General features: G+C 49.2%; 15 protein-coding genes. 5 read left to right on the forward strand and 10 right to left on the reverse strand.

Annotated features, from left to right (window positions below; all coding sequences use genetic code 11):
- Positions 1-29: 29 nt before the first annotated feature.
- Together aroA and JIG40_RS03290 are read right to left on the reverse strand one after the other, a co-directional pair.
- A complete protein-coding gene (aroA, locus tag JIG40_RS03285) occupies positions 30-1,310 on the reverse strand; it encodes a 3-phosphoshikimate 1-carboxyvinyltransferase (RefSeq protein WP_199464746.1) in 1,281 nt (426 codons plus the stop codon).
- Between the two features lie 170 nt (positions 1,311-1,480).
- The gene (locus tag JIG40_RS03290) at positions 1,481-1,936 is read right to left on the reverse strand and encodes a glycine zipper 2TM domain-containing protein (RefSeq protein WP_020330222.1); all 456 of its coding nucleotides are present in this window, start codon (positions 1,934-1,936) and stop codon (positions 1,481-1,483) included.
- Between the two features lie 65 nt (positions 1,937-2,001).
- Between JIG40_RS03290 and aat the strand changes: the two genes are divergently transcribed.
- The 3 genes from aat (at position 2,002) to infA (ending at position 3,734) form a co-directional block, all read left to right on the forward strand.
- Positions 2,002-2,730, forward strand: a complete 729-nt coding sequence (gene aat / locus JIG40_RS03295) for a leucyl/phenylalanyl-tRNA--protein transferase (protein WP_020330221.1) — start codon at positions 2,002-2,004, stop codon at positions 2,728-2,730.
- Between the two features lie 2 nt (positions 2,731-2,732).
- Complete coding sequence (locus tag JIG40_RS03300; protein ID WP_199464747.1) at positions 2,733-3,434, forward strand: arginyltransferase; 702 nt, start codon at positions 2,733-2,735, stop codon at positions 3,432-3,434.
- 81 nt (positions 3,435-3,515) lie between these two features.
- Positions 3,516-3,734, forward strand: a complete 219-nt coding sequence (gene infA / locus JIG40_RS03305; RefSeq protein WP_006075347.1) for a translation initiation factor IF-1 — start codon at positions 3,516-3,518, stop codon at positions 3,732-3,734.
- Between the two features lie 124 nt (positions 3,735-3,858).
- Here infA and clpA read toward each other — a convergent pair whose 3' ends face one another.
- Both clpA and clpS read right to left on the reverse strand, forming a co-directional pair.
- A complete protein-coding gene (gene clpA, locus JIG40_RS03310; RefSeq protein WP_020330219.1) occupies positions 3,859-6,126 on the reverse strand; it encodes an ATP-dependent Clp protease ATP-binding subunit ClpA in 2,268 nt (755 codons plus the stop codon).
- Positions 6,127-6,166: 40 nt separating this feature from the next.
- Complete coding sequence (gene clpS, locus JIG40_RS03315) at positions 6,167-6,487, reverse strand: ATP-dependent Clp protease adapter ClpS (protein ID WP_020330218.1); 321 nt, start codon at positions 6,485-6,487, stop codon at positions 6,167-6,169.
- Between the two features lie 531 nt (positions 6,488-7,018).
- Between clpS and cspD the strand changes: the two genes are divergently transcribed.
- On the forward strand, positions 7,019-7,240 hold the full coding sequence (cspD, locus tag JIG40_RS03320) for a cold shock domain-containing protein CspD (protein WP_020330217.1): 222 nt from the start codon (positions 7,019-7,021) through the stop codon (positions 7,238-7,240).
- 95 nt (positions 7,241-7,335) lie between these two features.
- Here the strand turns inward: cspD and JIG40_RS03325 are convergent, their stop codons facing one another.
- Positions 7,336-9,564: an NADP-dependent isocitrate dehydrogenase gene (locus JIG40_RS03325; RefSeq protein ID WP_199464748.1), complete on the reverse strand. Its 2,229-nt coding sequence runs from the start codon at positions 9,562-9,564 to the stop codon at positions 7,336-7,338.
- 308 nt (positions 9,565-9,872) lie between these two features.
- On the opposite strand from JIG40_RS03325, the gene JIG40_RS03330 reads away from it, so the two are divergent.
- Positions 9,873-10,565 (forward strand): pseudouridine synthase, encoded by a 693-nt coding sequence (locus JIG40_RS03330; RefSeq protein WP_206769325.1) that lies wholly within the window; start codon positions 9,873-9,875, stop codon positions 10,563-10,565.
- 49 nt (positions 10,566-10,614) lie between these two features.
- Here JIG40_RS03330 and hisIE read toward each other — a convergent pair whose 3' ends face one another.
- The 5 genes from hisIE to hisB are packed head-to-tail and all read right to left on the reverse strand — an operon-like array spanning position 10,615 to position 14,466.
- Positions 10,615-11,244 carry a bifunctional phosphoribosyl-AMP cyclohydrolase/phosphoribosyl-ATP diphosphatase HisIE gene (gene hisIE / locus JIG40_RS03335; protein WP_199464750.1) on the reverse strand — a complete coding sequence of 210 codons (630 nt, stop codon included), beginning with the start codon at positions 11,242-11,244 and terminating at the stop codon, positions 10,615-10,617.
- Positions 11,241-12,014: an imidazole glycerol phosphate synthase subunit HisF gene (gene hisF, locus JIG40_RS03340; protein WP_032080251.1), complete on the reverse strand. Its 774-nt coding sequence runs from the start codon at positions 12,012-12,014 to the stop codon at positions 11,241-11,243. The genes hisIE and hisF overlap by 4 nt, the downstream gene beginning before the upstream one ends.
- Positions 11,996-12,733 (reverse strand): 1-(5-phosphoribosyl)-5-[(5-phosphoribosylamino)methylideneamino]imidazole-4-carboxamide isomerase, encoded by a 738-nt coding sequence (gene hisA / locus JIG40_RS03345; RefSeq protein WP_158147380.1) that lies wholly within the window; start codon positions 12,731-12,733, stop codon positions 11,996-11,998. The genes hisF and hisA overlap by 19 nt, the downstream gene beginning before the upstream one ends.
- A gap of 48 nt (positions 12,734-12,781) precedes the next feature.
- On the reverse strand, positions 12,782-13,393 hold the full coding sequence (gene hisH / locus JIG40_RS03350) for an imidazole glycerol phosphate synthase subunit HisH (protein ID WP_020330210.1): 612 nt from the start codon (positions 13,391-13,393) through the stop codon (positions 12,782-12,784).
- On the reverse strand, positions 13,393-14,466 hold the full coding sequence (gene hisB / locus JIG40_RS03355) for a bifunctional histidinol-phosphatase/imidazoleglycerol-phosphate dehydratase HisB (protein WP_199464751.1): 1,074 nt from the start codon (positions 14,464-14,466) through the stop codon (positions 13,393-13,395). Before hisB ends, hisH begins: the two co-directional genes overlap by 1 nt.
- Positions 14,467-14,469 lie beyond the last annotated feature (3 nt).

Consider the following 14,469-nt stretch of genomic DNA (forward strand, 5'->3'; position numbering starts at 1 on the left):
CTCGTTAAGAGGCTTTTATTTCAATCACTTTAGTGACTCAGCTGTGCAAACTTATCAAAATAATCCGGGAAGGTTTTTGACGTACACTTAGGGTCATTAATGGTCACTGGCGTATCGCTCAGAGCAACCAAAGAGAAGCACATCGCCATACGATGGTCGTCGTACGTATCAATCGCGGCATGAGTCAACTGCTCCGGTGGCGTAATGATGATGTAATCTTCACCCTCTTCCACCGTTGCACCGACTTTACGCAACTCAGTCGCCATTGCAGCCAGTCGGTCTGTCTCTTTCACTCGCCAGTTATATACATTGCGAATCGCCGTAGTGCCGCTGGCAAACAGGGCCGTGGTAGCAATGGTCATTGCAGCATCAGGAATATGGTTGAAATCCAAATCCACCGCATTCAGTTCGCCGCGACGAGCGATAACGTAATCATCACCCCATTCGATTTGTGCGCCCATTTTTTCCAACGCTTCAGCGAATTGAATGTCACCCTGAATACTGTTCTTACCGATACCGGTCACTTTTACCTGGCCACCTTTAATCGCGGCCGCGGCCAAGAAATAAGACGCCGATGATGCATCCCCTTCCACCAGGAAGTTACCTGGAGCAACATAAGACTGGCCAGCTGGAATGACAAATTCCTGATAATCGTTGTTGATCACCTGAACGCCAAACTGTTCCATGATGTGCAAAGTAATGTCGATATAGGGTTTCGATACCAGCTCACCCTCAATCTTGATGGTTACTTTACCTTTTGCCAAAGGTGCAGACATCAGAAAAGCGGTTAAGAACTGACTGGAGATCGAGCCGTCAATTGAGACGGTTCCCGACTCTAAACCTGTACCCGTGATACGCAATGGTGGGTAGTTTTCGTTTTCCAGATACTCGATCTGCGCACCAGCTTGACGCAAAGCATCAACCAGATGGCCGATTGGGCGCTCCTTCATGCGCGGCTCACCCGTCAGGATGAACTCGCCCTCTCCCAGACACAACGCAGCGGCCAGAGGGCGCATAGCAGTACCTGCGTTACCTAAGAACAGTTCCTGAAGCTCAGAGACGGTAAACGGCTTACCGAGCCCTTCCACTTCACATTCGGTTTTGTCTTCTGACAAACGATACACCACGCCCAGCTTGCTTAGGGCATTCAACATGTGGCGAATATCATCACTGTCGAGCAGGTTGGTCAGACGCGTCGTACCTTTGGCTAACGCAGCCAGCAGCAGAGCGCGGTTTGATACACTTTTGGAACCCGGAAGGTTCACTTCTCCGTCAATTTTTGCAATGGGTTGTAACGTGAGGCTTTCCATTAAAGTTGTGTTCCTTGCACCGCCACTATTCCTGTTTTTATTTAGGGCAGTGAAAATTCTTCGTATCCGCAGACTAACCAAATTCTATGGGGATAGCCAGTGCTAATCTGCGGTTTAAAATGAAATTCTACCGACACCATAGCCGCCAGCAGAAAGCCGTACAGACCAGGCTACATCTCCTTATCCACTCTTACTCCGTCGTCAAAATACAGAATACGTACCCGGTCACCGGAACTGAACAACATCTGACTATCGACATCCTGAATCACGTCAATCAACTTACCTTCTGAAGTTTTGATCAGAATTTCCACCAGACGATACTCTACATGATAGGTTTGGTTGGCATTGGAACGAGCAATGCCCGCGCCCGCCACCGCACCAATCGCCGTCGCGACTTCTCGACCATGCCCATCCCCAAACTGGTTGCCAATCAACCCACCAACTACGGCGCCAAGCAGAGTCTCCCAACCATTCGCCTTTGAATGCACGATATCTTGTTGAGAGATGTAGCGTACCGTTTCAACCTGGCCGAACACCACCTCATTCACTGGGCGAGCCTGATTCCGCTGATAGGCAGCATTGGCAAACAAAGGAAAAATCAATAAGATCAAAAACCACCGTTTCATTTTTATCTCCTTGAAGATGAATGTTGTTGGGAAACTGCTTGGGTTACTAGGACACTAACGAAGCTATGGCGATATATCTCACCGAACTTGCACCGGGAAACTTTGATTTTCCCTCTCCCTACTCTGCGCTGAAAGAACCTAATGGCCTGCTGGCGTTTGGGGGCGATCTCAATCCCGAGCGGATTTACCAAGGTTACCAAAGCGGCATTTTTCCTTGGTATGGTCCTGATGAGCCTATTCTATGGTGGAGCCCTTCGCCACGCGCTGTGTTTGATCCTAAGACCTTCATTCCGGCAAAAAGTGTGAAAAAGTTTCAACGCAAGCACCAGTACACTGTCAGTATTAATCACGCGACCGCTGATGTCATTGATATGTGCGCAGCGGTACGTTCTCCGGAAGAGACCTGGCTGAATGAAGAAATGCGTCACGCCTACACTCAGCTTGCCCGTGCAGGAAAGTGTCATTCAGTGGAAGTGTGGCACCAGGACGCCTTAATTGGTGGGTTGTATGGCATTGAAGTAGGCCGATTATTTTGTGGCGAGTCGATGTTCAGCCTTGCAACCAACGCATCAAAAATTGCATTGTGGTATTTCTGCCATCATTTCAAAACCAATCAAGGTCAGTTGATTGATTGCCAGGTGATGAACCCGCACCTTAAATCATTGGGCGCTAAGGAATTATCCCGCGACAAATTCATGCAATCATTGCTATCTTTAAAAGAACAGCGTGTAACAGAAAGTTGTTTTCAACCTCAATGGCTGACTTGCCCGGTTGAAGCATCTGCTGAGGAGTAAGTATGAGTTCCGATCTGCAGCATATTCGTATTGGTCTCACCAACAACCATCCGTGCAGCTACCTCAAAGACCGTATGGAGCGCGTCGCGGTCGCTATCGACACTCAGATGCAATCGCCAGAAAATTATGAAACTCTGCTGGCCAACGGTTTTCGCCGCAGCGGAGATACGATTTACAAGCCCCATTGTGATACTTGCAGTGCCTGCGAAGCTCTGCGGGTTTCTGTGGCAGATTTTGTACCATCCAAAAGTCAGAAGCGATTGCTCGCTAAAACGTACCGCGAGTGTCGTTGGGAACTCAAGGACGATATGGACAAAAACTGGTTCGCGCTCTATTCACGTTATATTAAAGCGCGCCATCGCAACGGCACCATGTACCCGCCGCGCAAAGACGAGTTTGATAAGTTCGCACATTCTGAGTGGCTCGATACACGCTATTTGCATATTTATCATCATGATACCTTGGTTGCGATCGCGATTACCGATTTGCTTCCGCACAGCGCCAGTGCATTTTACACCTTCTTTGACCCGGACCACCCACTCTCGCTGGGCACACTCGGTGTGCTGACCCAACTGGAGCTTTGTCGACAAATGGGTAAACAATGGCTTTATTTGGGATATCAAATCGATGAATGTCCTGCCATGAACTACAAAGTGCGCTTCCAGCCTCATCAAAGGCTAGTAAATCAGCGTTGGCAAGGGTAGAATACGCCCCAACTTTACATATTGATTGATTAACGGCAGAATGCGGCCGTTAATTTTTGCCTAATTTCTAAAGAGGATTAAATGGCTAAAGAAGACGTAATTGAGATGCAAGGTACGGTCCTTGATACTCTTCCAAACACAATGTTCCGTGTTGAGCTAGAAAACGGTCACGTAGTAACAGCTCACATCTCTGGTAAAATGCGTAAGAACTACATTCGTATTCTTACTGGTGACAAAGTTACTGTAGAGATGACTCCATACGACCTGACTAAAGGCCGCATCGTCTTCCGTGCTCGTTAATCACTGATTTTCGAATGCAACAAAAACGGAGCTTTGAGCTCCGTTTTTGTTGCCTGAGAGACAGGATGAACAGCAAAGAAAAAGCGCACTACTCTGAGTGCGCTTTTTTGTTTGTGCCGTGAGATCAATGAACCACTTCTTCTCGTGTCCCCATGTACTTGAAGGTGAGTTGATCTTCGTTCAGATCCACTTTAACCGTACCTCCATCCACCAGAGAACCGAACAGCAGCTCGTTGGCCAGTGGTTTCTTCAGCTGTTCCTGAATCACTCGGCCCATCGGACGCGCGCCCATTTCACGGTCATAGCCTTTCACTGCCAACCAGTGGCGAGCGTCTTCCGACACTTCCAGTGATACTCCACGCGCATCAAGTTGTACTTGCAGCTCGACGATGAACTTGTCGACAACCTGATGGATCACACGTTCGTCCAGCGCGTTGAACCAAATGATATGGTCCAGGCGGTTACGGAACTCTGGCGTGAACACCTTCTTGATTTCCGCCATCGCATCATGGCTATGATCCTGCTGAATCATACCGATCGATTTTTTCACCGTCTCCGCGACACCAGCGTTGGTGGTCATCACCAAAATCACATTGCGGAAGTCAGCTTTGCGGCCGTTATTATCCGTCAGCGTGCCGTTGTCCATCACCTGTAGCAGCAGGTTAAAGATATCCGGGTGCGCTTTTTCAATCTCATCCAGCAGCACGACTGAGTGTGGATGTTTGATAACGGCATCGGTCAACAAACCACCCTGATCGAACCCCACATAACCCGGAGGCGCGCCGATCAAACGGCTGACCGAATGACGCTCGCCGTATTCCGACATGTCAAAGCGCAGCAGTTCGATGCCCAGCAGCTTAGATAGCTGAACGGTCACTTCTGTTTTACCGACCCCAGTTGGGCCAGCAAACAGGAATGAACCGACCGGACGATTGTCCGACCCCAGACCTGCACGAGTTAGTTTGATGGACTCGGTCAGAACATCGATAGCGTTGTCTTGTCCGAACACTAACATCTTCATTTTTTTATCCAGATTTTTCAGGATATCTTTGTCAGATGAAGAGACTGATTTTTCCGGAATACGCGCCATTTTAGCAACCATGGCTTCGATTTCTGCAACACCAACCGTTTTTTTACGGCGACTAGCTGGCATCAAGCGAACACGTGCACCGGCTTCGTCAATCACGTCAATCGCTTTGTCTGGCAGATGACGTTCGTTGATGTATTTCGCCGACAACTCTACCGCGGCACGCAACGCTTCTTTGGTGTAACGTACATCGTGGTGCGCTTCGTATTTCGGCTTCAGACCCATCAGAATTTTGGTGGTGTCGTCTAATGAAGGCTCGACGATATCAATTTTCTGGAACCGACGAGAAAGCGCGCGTTCTTTTTCGAAAATGTTGCTGTATTCCTGATAAGTCGTTGAACCGATACAACGTAGCTTTCCGCTGCTCAGTAGAGGCTTAATCAAGTTTGCTGCATCTACCTGTCCACCAGACGCAGCACCTGCACCGATAATGGTGTGGATTTCGTCAATGAACAGAATGGCGTCTTTCTCTTTCTCCAACTGTTTCAGGATGGATTTGAAACGTTTTTCGAAATCACCACGGTATTTTGTTCCAGCCAGCAGCGAACCGATGTCTAACGAGTAGATCACGCTGTTCTGAATCACTTCAGGCACCTGGCCTTCTACAATTCTCCACGCCAAGCCTTCTGCAATGGCAGTTTTACCAACGCCAGCTTCACCCACTAACAGCGGGTTGTTTTTACGACGGCGGCACAACACCTGAATCGTACGTTCCAGTTCTTTGTCACGACCGATCAGAGGATCGATTTGACCTTGTTTCGCCAGATGATTCAGGTTAGTGGCAAAACTTTCCAGACGTTCATCAGAGCTGACGTCTTCACCACTCTCTGTGCCAAACGAATCGGACGATGGCTCATCGCCAGAACTGGATGCTTTGGTAATGCCGTGGGAAATGTAGTTCACGATATCCAGACGGCTGATATCATTTTTCTTCAGCAAATATGCAGCGTGAGACTCTTGCTCGCTAAAGATCGCCACCAGCACGTTTGCACCAGTCACTTCACTGCGGCCAGATGACTGCACATGGAATACCGCGCGTTGAAGCACGCGCTGAAAACTCAGCGTTGGCTGTGTTTCGCGAGTTTCATCATTTTCAGGAATGAGAGGGGTTGTTTGGTCGATAAAAGTGTCAAGTTCACGACGTAATGTGTCGATATCTGCCTGACAGGCCAGTAATGCTTCCTTCGCTGCATCGTTTTCCAACAATGCAAGTAGGAGGTGCTCGACGGTCATAAATTCATGTCTTTTGTCTCGCGCCCGAGCGAACGCGCCATTTAGACTCGACTCTAGTTCTTTGTTAAGCATAAGGCCTCCTTAAGGAACAACCACATTGTCGTCGCAAGTGCTAAGCTCGCTCCATGGTACACAGCAGTGGATGCTCATTTTCCCTTGAGTACATTGTCACCTGTGCGACTTTCGTCTCTGCAACCTCTGCAGTAAATGTGCCACAAATTGCTTTCCCTTCGTAATGCACTTTCAGCATCACTTGAGTTGCTCTTTCAATATCCATCGAAAAGAAACGTTCCAGGATTTCGATTACAAAGTCCATCGGTGTGTAGTCATCGTTGTTTAAGACCACGTTATACATAGCCGGCGGCTTAATTGCTGTTTCTTCTCGCTCCAGTAAATCTGAGCCTGGAGTTACCCATTCAAAATTTTTACTCATGACGGCCGTATTTCAGACTGTTTCTCAAACAAATTAGACATTCCAGTCCCTTCTATCAGCACGGTTTCATAACGTAACATGCTGTCAGTTCAGGTGAAAAACAACCCTTACTTAGAGACTAATGCAGCAATTGTATCGCTGCAAATAAAACATTGCTATTCAGCTTCATCACACAAGCAAACGTTCAAAAAGACGCCACCATTATGCAAACGCACTCACAATATGCTTCGCTATTTGCAAATAGCATTTTTATCAAAATGCCACGGATAGATAGGAAAGTTAACGAAGTTGCAATCAAACAAGTGCCAACTTGACGCAAGATGGCAACAAAAGTGATTTACTTATAAAACTCTATATCTTTATACGTTTTTACTATTGACTGTGTTCAATCATTGACTACATTGGTCAATTAGTGACTAAAAATTTGGCAGCGGCTGAATTGCTATTCACTATTTGGAGAGCTCTTCGATGGAGAAAAGAGAGTGTTCTCTTCAACAACATCAGTAACAAAATGCATGAGGGATGTATAGCATGGCTACAGGTACAGTGAAATGGTTCAACAACGCCAAAGGATTTGGATTTATTTGTCCTGAGGGTGAAGATGGAGACATTTTTGCACACTACTCAACGATTCAAATGGATGGCTACCGCACACTGAAGGCGGGCCAGCAGGTATCGTATGAGGTTGAACAAGGACCTAAAGGTTACCACGCGAGCAGCGTCGTACCGATTGAAGGTCAATTAGCAAAATAATCGCTGCCAAAACATTTGTAATAGACAGTCAGTAAACTTTACCGGACTGAAAAAAGAAAACCCGCCAGCTGGCGGGTTTTTTATTGTCTGTGTATTTATGCGCGGTCAACAATGTGATTCAGAGTTGCACTCGGGCGCATCAGTGGTGCCGCTTTCTCAAATTCAGGCAGGTAGTAACCGCCCAAATCACCCTCAACGCCTTGCGCGCCATTCAGTTCAGCAACGATCTTTTCTTCGTTGTCTTTCAGCTGTTGCGCGATTGGAGCAAATTCCGCGGCCAGATCCGCATCTGCGGTCTGCTCAGCCAGAGCTTCTGCCCAGTACATCGCTAGATAGAAGTGGCTGCCACGGTTGTCCAGTTCACCCACTTTACGTGATGGTGACTTGTTGGTATCAAGGAATTTGCCCGTTGCTTTGTCCAGTGCGTCCGCCAGAACCTGCGCTTTCGCATTGCCGGTCACCACGCTCAGGTGCTCCAGAGAAGCGGCCAGAGCCAGGAATTCACCCAGTGAATCCCAACGTAGATGGTTTTCTTTCTGAACTTGTTGAACGTGTTTTGGAGCCGAGCCGCCTGCGCCAGTCTCAAACAGACCACCACCATTCATCAGTGGAACGATAGACAGCATTTTCGCTGACGTACCCAGTTCCAGAATTGGGAACAAGTCAGTCAGGTAGTCACGCAGTACGTTACCCGTTACGGAGATAGTGTCCAGACCTTGCTTGATACGAACCAGTGAGAACTTAGTCGCTTCAACCGGAGACAGGATCTTGATTTCCAGCCCGGCTGTGTCGTGCTCAGGCAGGTACTGGTTCACTTTCTTGATCAGCTCTGCGTCATGCGCACGTGCTTCATCCAGCCAGAATACCGCTGGCGCGCCTGATGCGCGAGCGCGAGTAACCGCCAGTTTCACCCAATCCTGGATTGGCGCATCTTTCACCTGACACATACGGAAGATGTCGCCCGCTTCCACAGCTTGCTCAAGCAGTACATTGCCTTCAGCATCGACAACGCGCACGGCGCCGTCTGCATCAAGGATGAACGTTTTATCGTGAGAGCCGTACTCTTCCGCTTTCTGAGCCATCAGACCCACGTTCGGTACACTGCCCATGGTGGTTGGGTCAAACGCGCCGTTCTCTTTACAGAATTCGATCACCGCTTGGTAAACGCCCGAGTAACAACGATCCGGGATCATCGCTTTCGTATCTTTCTGTTTACCGTCTGGGCCCCACATTTGACCAGAAGAACGAATCATCGCTGGCATTGATGCGTCAACGATAATGTCACTTGGTACGTGCAGGTTGGTGATACCACGGTCAGAATCAACCATCGCCAGTGGTGGCTGAGTTTCGTAAACCGCTTGAATCGCTGCTTCAATTTCAGTGCGCTGCGCTTCTGGCAGAGTCTGAATTTTCGCGTACACATCACCCAAACCGTTGTTCACATCTACGCCCAGCTCTTCAAACACTTTACCGTATTTCGCGAAGACGTCTTTGTAGTACACCTTCACCGCGTGACCGAAAATCACGGGGTCAGACACTTTCATCATGGTCGCTTTCATGTGCAGAGACAGCAGAACGTTCTGCGCTTTCGCGTCCGCGATTTCTTTTTCGAAGAATTCAATCAGCGCCTTTTTGCTCAATACGCTGGTATCAATGATTTCTTTATCTTGCAGTGCGAATGGTTTCTTCAGCACTTTGGTTGAGCCATCGTTGCCAACAAACTCAATCGAAACTTGAGTTGCACCGCTCAGCGTCACCGATTTCTCGCTGCCAAAGAAATCTTTATCTTCCATGCTTGAAACGTGTGATTGAGAGTCTTTTGACCATGCGCCCATTGAGTGCGGGTTTTTCTTCGCATAGTTCTTCACTGATGCTGGCGCGCGGCGGTCTGAGTTACCTTCACGCAGCACTGGGTTCACCGCACTGCCTTTGATTTTGTCGTACGTTGCTTTGATCGCTTCTTCTTCGTACGTACTTGGCTCTTCAGGGTAGTTTGGTAGCGCGTAGCCTTTGTCTTGCAGCTCTTTGATCGCAGCTTTCAGCTGAGGAATAGAGGCAGAGATGTTCGGCAGTTTGATGATGTTCGCTTCCGGAGTCTGAGCCAACTCGCCCAGTTCAGCCAATGCGTCGCCAATGCGTTGTTCTTCTTTCAAATGCTCAGGGAAGTTGGCCAGAATACGGCCTGCTAGCGAAATATCACGCGTGTCAACATTGATGCCTGACGATGCCGTGAATGACTGAATGATTGGCAGTAATGAATACGTGGCAAGCGCCGGTGCTTCGTCAGTAATGGTGTAAATAATTGTAGGTTTTTCTGTAGGCATGAACTTTCCCTATTTGTTCTAACAGCACCGTTGGATGAAACAGCACTGTGTGAATGTCCGTACTCAAGTAAGTATTACATCCTCAAACTTGTGCACGATAATCCCACTCTTTCAAGTCTCAGGTCGAACGACATTCATTGTGTTCGGTTTAGTCCGTGAGTGAAGGCAGTTATAATTAAACAAAAGCAAGATAATAGTCTATCATCTTGTTCGTCAATCCTGTTTTCGGGCGCGCAAATGATAGCCTAAAATCGACAGCCAGAAAACTTTCAAACACAACTCATTCACATTTTTGCAAGGTACTTAACATGTCATCCCGCTCACCGCGAGCTTCTTCTTCCTCTTCTCATCCCGCAGGAAAATCTCATTTTAAACAGGCAAAACGCCCAGGTTCTGCACGTCCAAATAAGCCTGCGTCATCGGTGCGTTCACGTACCGACAAACCGAGAGTTTCACCTCAAGAACGTAAGGTTGTGATTTTTAACAAGCCCTTCGATACGCTGAGTCAGTTTACCGATGACGATGGGCGCAAAACGCTGGCCGACTTTATTCCAGTCAAAGATGTGTACGCCGCTGGCCGCCTGGACCGCGACAGTGAAGGTTTGATGGTGTTGACCAACGATGGCATTCTGCAAGCCAAGCTGACTCAGCCGCAGTCCAAATCGCCTAAAACCTATTGGGTGCAAGTGGAAGGTGCGCCCCAGGAAGCGGATCTGGATAAACTGAGAAACGGCGTCGAATTGAAAGATGGCCTGACATTACCTGCCATCGTTGAAATCATGCCTGAACCTGAAGTGTGGGAGCGAAATCCGCCAGTGCGCTTTCGAGCCGCTATTCCGACAACCTGGCTCGCTATTACGATTATCGAAGGACGTAACCGTCAGGTGCGTCGCATGACGGCCAATATCGGTTTTCCAACTCTGCGTCTGATTCGTTATTCGATGGGCGACATTGTTCTGGGTGACCTCCAGCCCGGCGAATGGAAACACATTGAGATTTAATGCGCCGACTTCCCATAAAAAACGCCCCAATCAGGGGCGTTTTTCTTTATTACTTGTGACGCTCTTTGAGCTTGTTAATCACATCGTTCATGGCAAGCCCTTGGTCTTGTAGCAATACCAGCAGGTGATATATCAAGTCTGCCGATTCACAAATCAGCTCCGCCTTATCGCCCGACGTCGCCGCAAGCGCGACTTCAACGCCTTCTTCACCCACTTTCTGCGAAATGCGTTTGGTGCCACGCGCATAAAGGCTAGCGGTGTAAGAGGATTCTGGGTCGGCACTCTTGCGGGCAGCCAGTAGCTGCTCAAGTTGATGAAGCCACACCATTTGTGACTCCTCTTGCGCGTCACCATCCCAACACGTCGTTGTGCCAGTGTGGCACGTCGGGCCAATCGGCTTCACTTTGACCAGCAGAGTATCTTGGTCGCAATCAAGTGCAATGTTCTTGAGTTCAAGCACATTACCCGACGTCTCACCTTTGGTCCAAAGGCGCTGCTTGGTACGGGAGAAAAATGTCACCTGATTGGTTTCTATTGTTTTCGCCAGCGCCTCTTGGTTCATGTAGCCCATCATCAGCACCTGGCTGGATGCAAAATCTTGAACGATCGCCGGCACCAGACCATCGACCTTGTCCCAGTTAATGCGGTCTGAGAGCTCTGTCATCACTGCTTGGCTCATAGTCTTACCTCGATCTGTTGTTGTTTTAGATAGTGTTTGAGTTCACCGATATTAATGATTTGCTTGTGAAATACCGATGCCGCTAGAGCGCCGTCGACATTCGCCAACTTGAACGCGTCCGCAAAGTGTTCCATCGCGCCCGCGCCGCCCGAAGCAATCAGCGGCACTTTACAAACTGCACGCACCATATTGAGCTGCTCTAAATCGTAGCCATTTCGCACGCCATCTTGGTTCATCATATTCAGCACGATTTCACCTGCACCACGCTTTTGTACTTCTTGCACCCAATCTTTGGTTTCCCATTGGGTGGCTTTAGTGCGCGCTTCATCACCGGTAAACTGGTAAACCTGATACTTGCCCGTCTCTTTGTCGTAATAGGAATCGATGCCGACGACGATACATTGAACGCCAAATTTATCCGCTAAATCGGTGATCAGCTGCGGATTGGCCAGCGCGGGTGAGTTGATGGAAACTTTGTCGGCACCAAACTCCAGAATGCGCGCCGCGTCATCTGCGGATTTAATGCCACCCGCAACACAGAACGGAATATCAATCACTTCTGCAACGCGTGCCACCCAGCTTTTATCCACCACTCGGCCATCACTTGATGCGGTGATATCGTAAAACACCAGTTCATCGGCGCCTTCTTCTGCGTAACGTTTTGCCAGCGGTACGATGTCACCGATGATTTCGTGGTTGCGAAACTGAACGCCTTTCACCACCTGTCCATCACGGACATCAAGACATGGAATTATGCGTTTTGCCAACATGCGAATGCCTCCTCAGCGGTGAATTTGCCATCCAGCAGCGCGCGGCCAACGATCACGCCTGCGACACCAGTGTCTTTCAACGCTTCGATATCGGCTAAGCTGCCAATGCCACCGGATGACTGGAATTGCACCTGTGGGTACTGCTTGCACAAGTCGACGTACAAGCCCACATTTGAACCAGCCAACGTGCCGTCGCGTGAAATATCGGTGCACAGGACATGTTTTAGCCCAACGGTCAGGTAGTTCTCGATCAGCGCTTCAATCGTCACGCCTGAATCTTCCTGCCAACCGGAGATGGCAACTTTGCGCACGCCGTTGTCGTCGATGTTGATGTCGAGAGCCAGCACGATTTTCTCCGCGCCATATTTGCTCATCCAGCCTTTCACCAACTCCGGCTGTTTGACCGCGGTAGAACCCACGACCACCCGTTGCGCGCCCGCTTCCAGCAGGTCAATCACATCTTGTTCGCTGCGCACACCGCCGCCGATTTGAATATTGGCTGGCGTACTCGCCAAGAGTTTGGCAATTAAGTCCAGCTGGCGCGCTGAGGTGTCTTTCGCGCCGGTTAAATCCACCAAGTGCAGCCAGTTTGCACCCGCTTGGTGATACAGGTTGAACTGCTCTGCCGGGTCTACTTTGTATTCGGTCACTTGGCCGTAGTCGCCTTGATAAAGGCGAACGACCTGACCTTCAATTAAATCTAATGCGGGAATGATCATTCTAAATCCTTATTCCTGCCTAACGACATTGTCGTCAGACGTCAATCCTTACAGTTCCAGAAAGTTTTGAATCAGCTTAGAGCCTGCTCTTGAAGAGCGCTCCGGGTGAAACTGCACACCGTAGTAGTTGCCGTTTTGAATCGCGGCACTGAAGGGCTGACCGTACTCACATTGCGCAATGGTGTAATCGCCGACGGGCATGGCAAAGCTGTGGACGAAGTAAAAGTACTCGCCCTCTTCGATGCCTTTGAACAGCGGATTTCCAGCGTTGGCCGAGACGGTATTCCAACCCATGTGCGGCAGTGGCAAATCGCCCGTTTGCATCAGGCGGACCTCGCCACTGACAAGACCAAGACAATCGACAATCTCATCGGCTTTCTGGCCTTTTTCTTCCGATAATTTCCCCATCAGCTGCATGCCAAGGCAAATCCCAAGCATCGGCTTTTCAACTTTCTTGACCAGCTCGATCAGATTACGTTGCTCTAGGTTTTTCATCGCTTCGCTGGCCGTACCGACGCCGGGAAGGAACAATTTGTCTGCCGCGAGCACGACCTCTGGGTCTTTCGAAATCGACACGTCGTAGCCCAAACGTTCAATGGCAAACTTCACCGAAGAGACGTTGGCACAACCGGTATCAATAATGACAACTTTCTGGCTCATCACAGCACCCCTTTACTGCTCGGCAGTTCATTACCCTGCACCTGAATCGCCTGGCGCAGCGTGCGGCCAAAGGCTTTAAACAAGCTTTCGATGATGTGGTGATCGTTCTCGCCCGCCGACGACAGATGTAGCGTACACGCCAAGGTGTCGGTTAAAGAGCGGAAAAAGTGATACACCATTTCCGTCGACAAATCGCCAACCTGTGGGCGGCTGAAATCTGCGTCGAATTTAAGATACGGGCGACCCGATAAGTCCAGTGCGCATTGCGCCAAACATTCATCCATTGGCAGGGTGAAACCAAAGCGACCAATGCCACGTTTGTCACCCAGAGCCTCTTTCAGTGCCTGACCCAGAGCCAATGCGGTGTCTTCTACCGTATGGTGATCGTCGATGTGTAAGTCGCCCACTACTTTCAGTTTGAGTTGGAAGCCACCGTGGGTCGCAATTTGATCCAGCATGTGGTCGAAGAAACCCAAGCCTGTCTCGATTTGATTGCCACCGGTTTCATCCAAATTCACCGCAACCAGAATGTCGGTCTCTTTGGTTTTACGGACCACTTCGGCTGTGCGCGCTTTGACGGTCAGGTCTTTCACAATCTCGCGCCAGCCCATGGTTTGCGGATTATATTGAATACCGCGAATCGCCATATTCTCTGCCAATTGCAGATCGGTCATTCGATCGCCAATCACTACTGATTGTTTGAAATCAACTTTGCCGCCTTGCAGGTACTCTTTCACCATGCCCAATTTTGGTTTACGGCATGAACAGTTGTCTTTTTCAAAGTGTGGGCAGATCAGCACGTCATCAAATTTAACGCCCTGAGATTCGAAAATCTCCATCATCATATTGTGTGGCGCATCGAAATCTTCTTGAGGGTAGTTGTCAGTCCCCAATCCGTCCTGATTGGTCACCATGACCAGACGGTACCCCGCGTCCTGAAGAGTCAGCAGACTCGGAATCACATACGGTTCGAGTTTGAGTTTGTCTAAACGGTCGACCTGAAAATCGACAGGTGGCTCAACAATTAAGGTGCCATCACGGTCGATAAAAAGAATTTTCTGTTGATTGCTCACGGG

The sequence above is a fragment of the Vibrio sp. bablab_jr001 genome, assembly GCF_016464285.1.
Lineage (GTDB): Bacteria > Pseudomonadota > Gammaproteobacteria > Enterobacterales > Vibrionaceae > Vibrio > Vibrio fluvialis.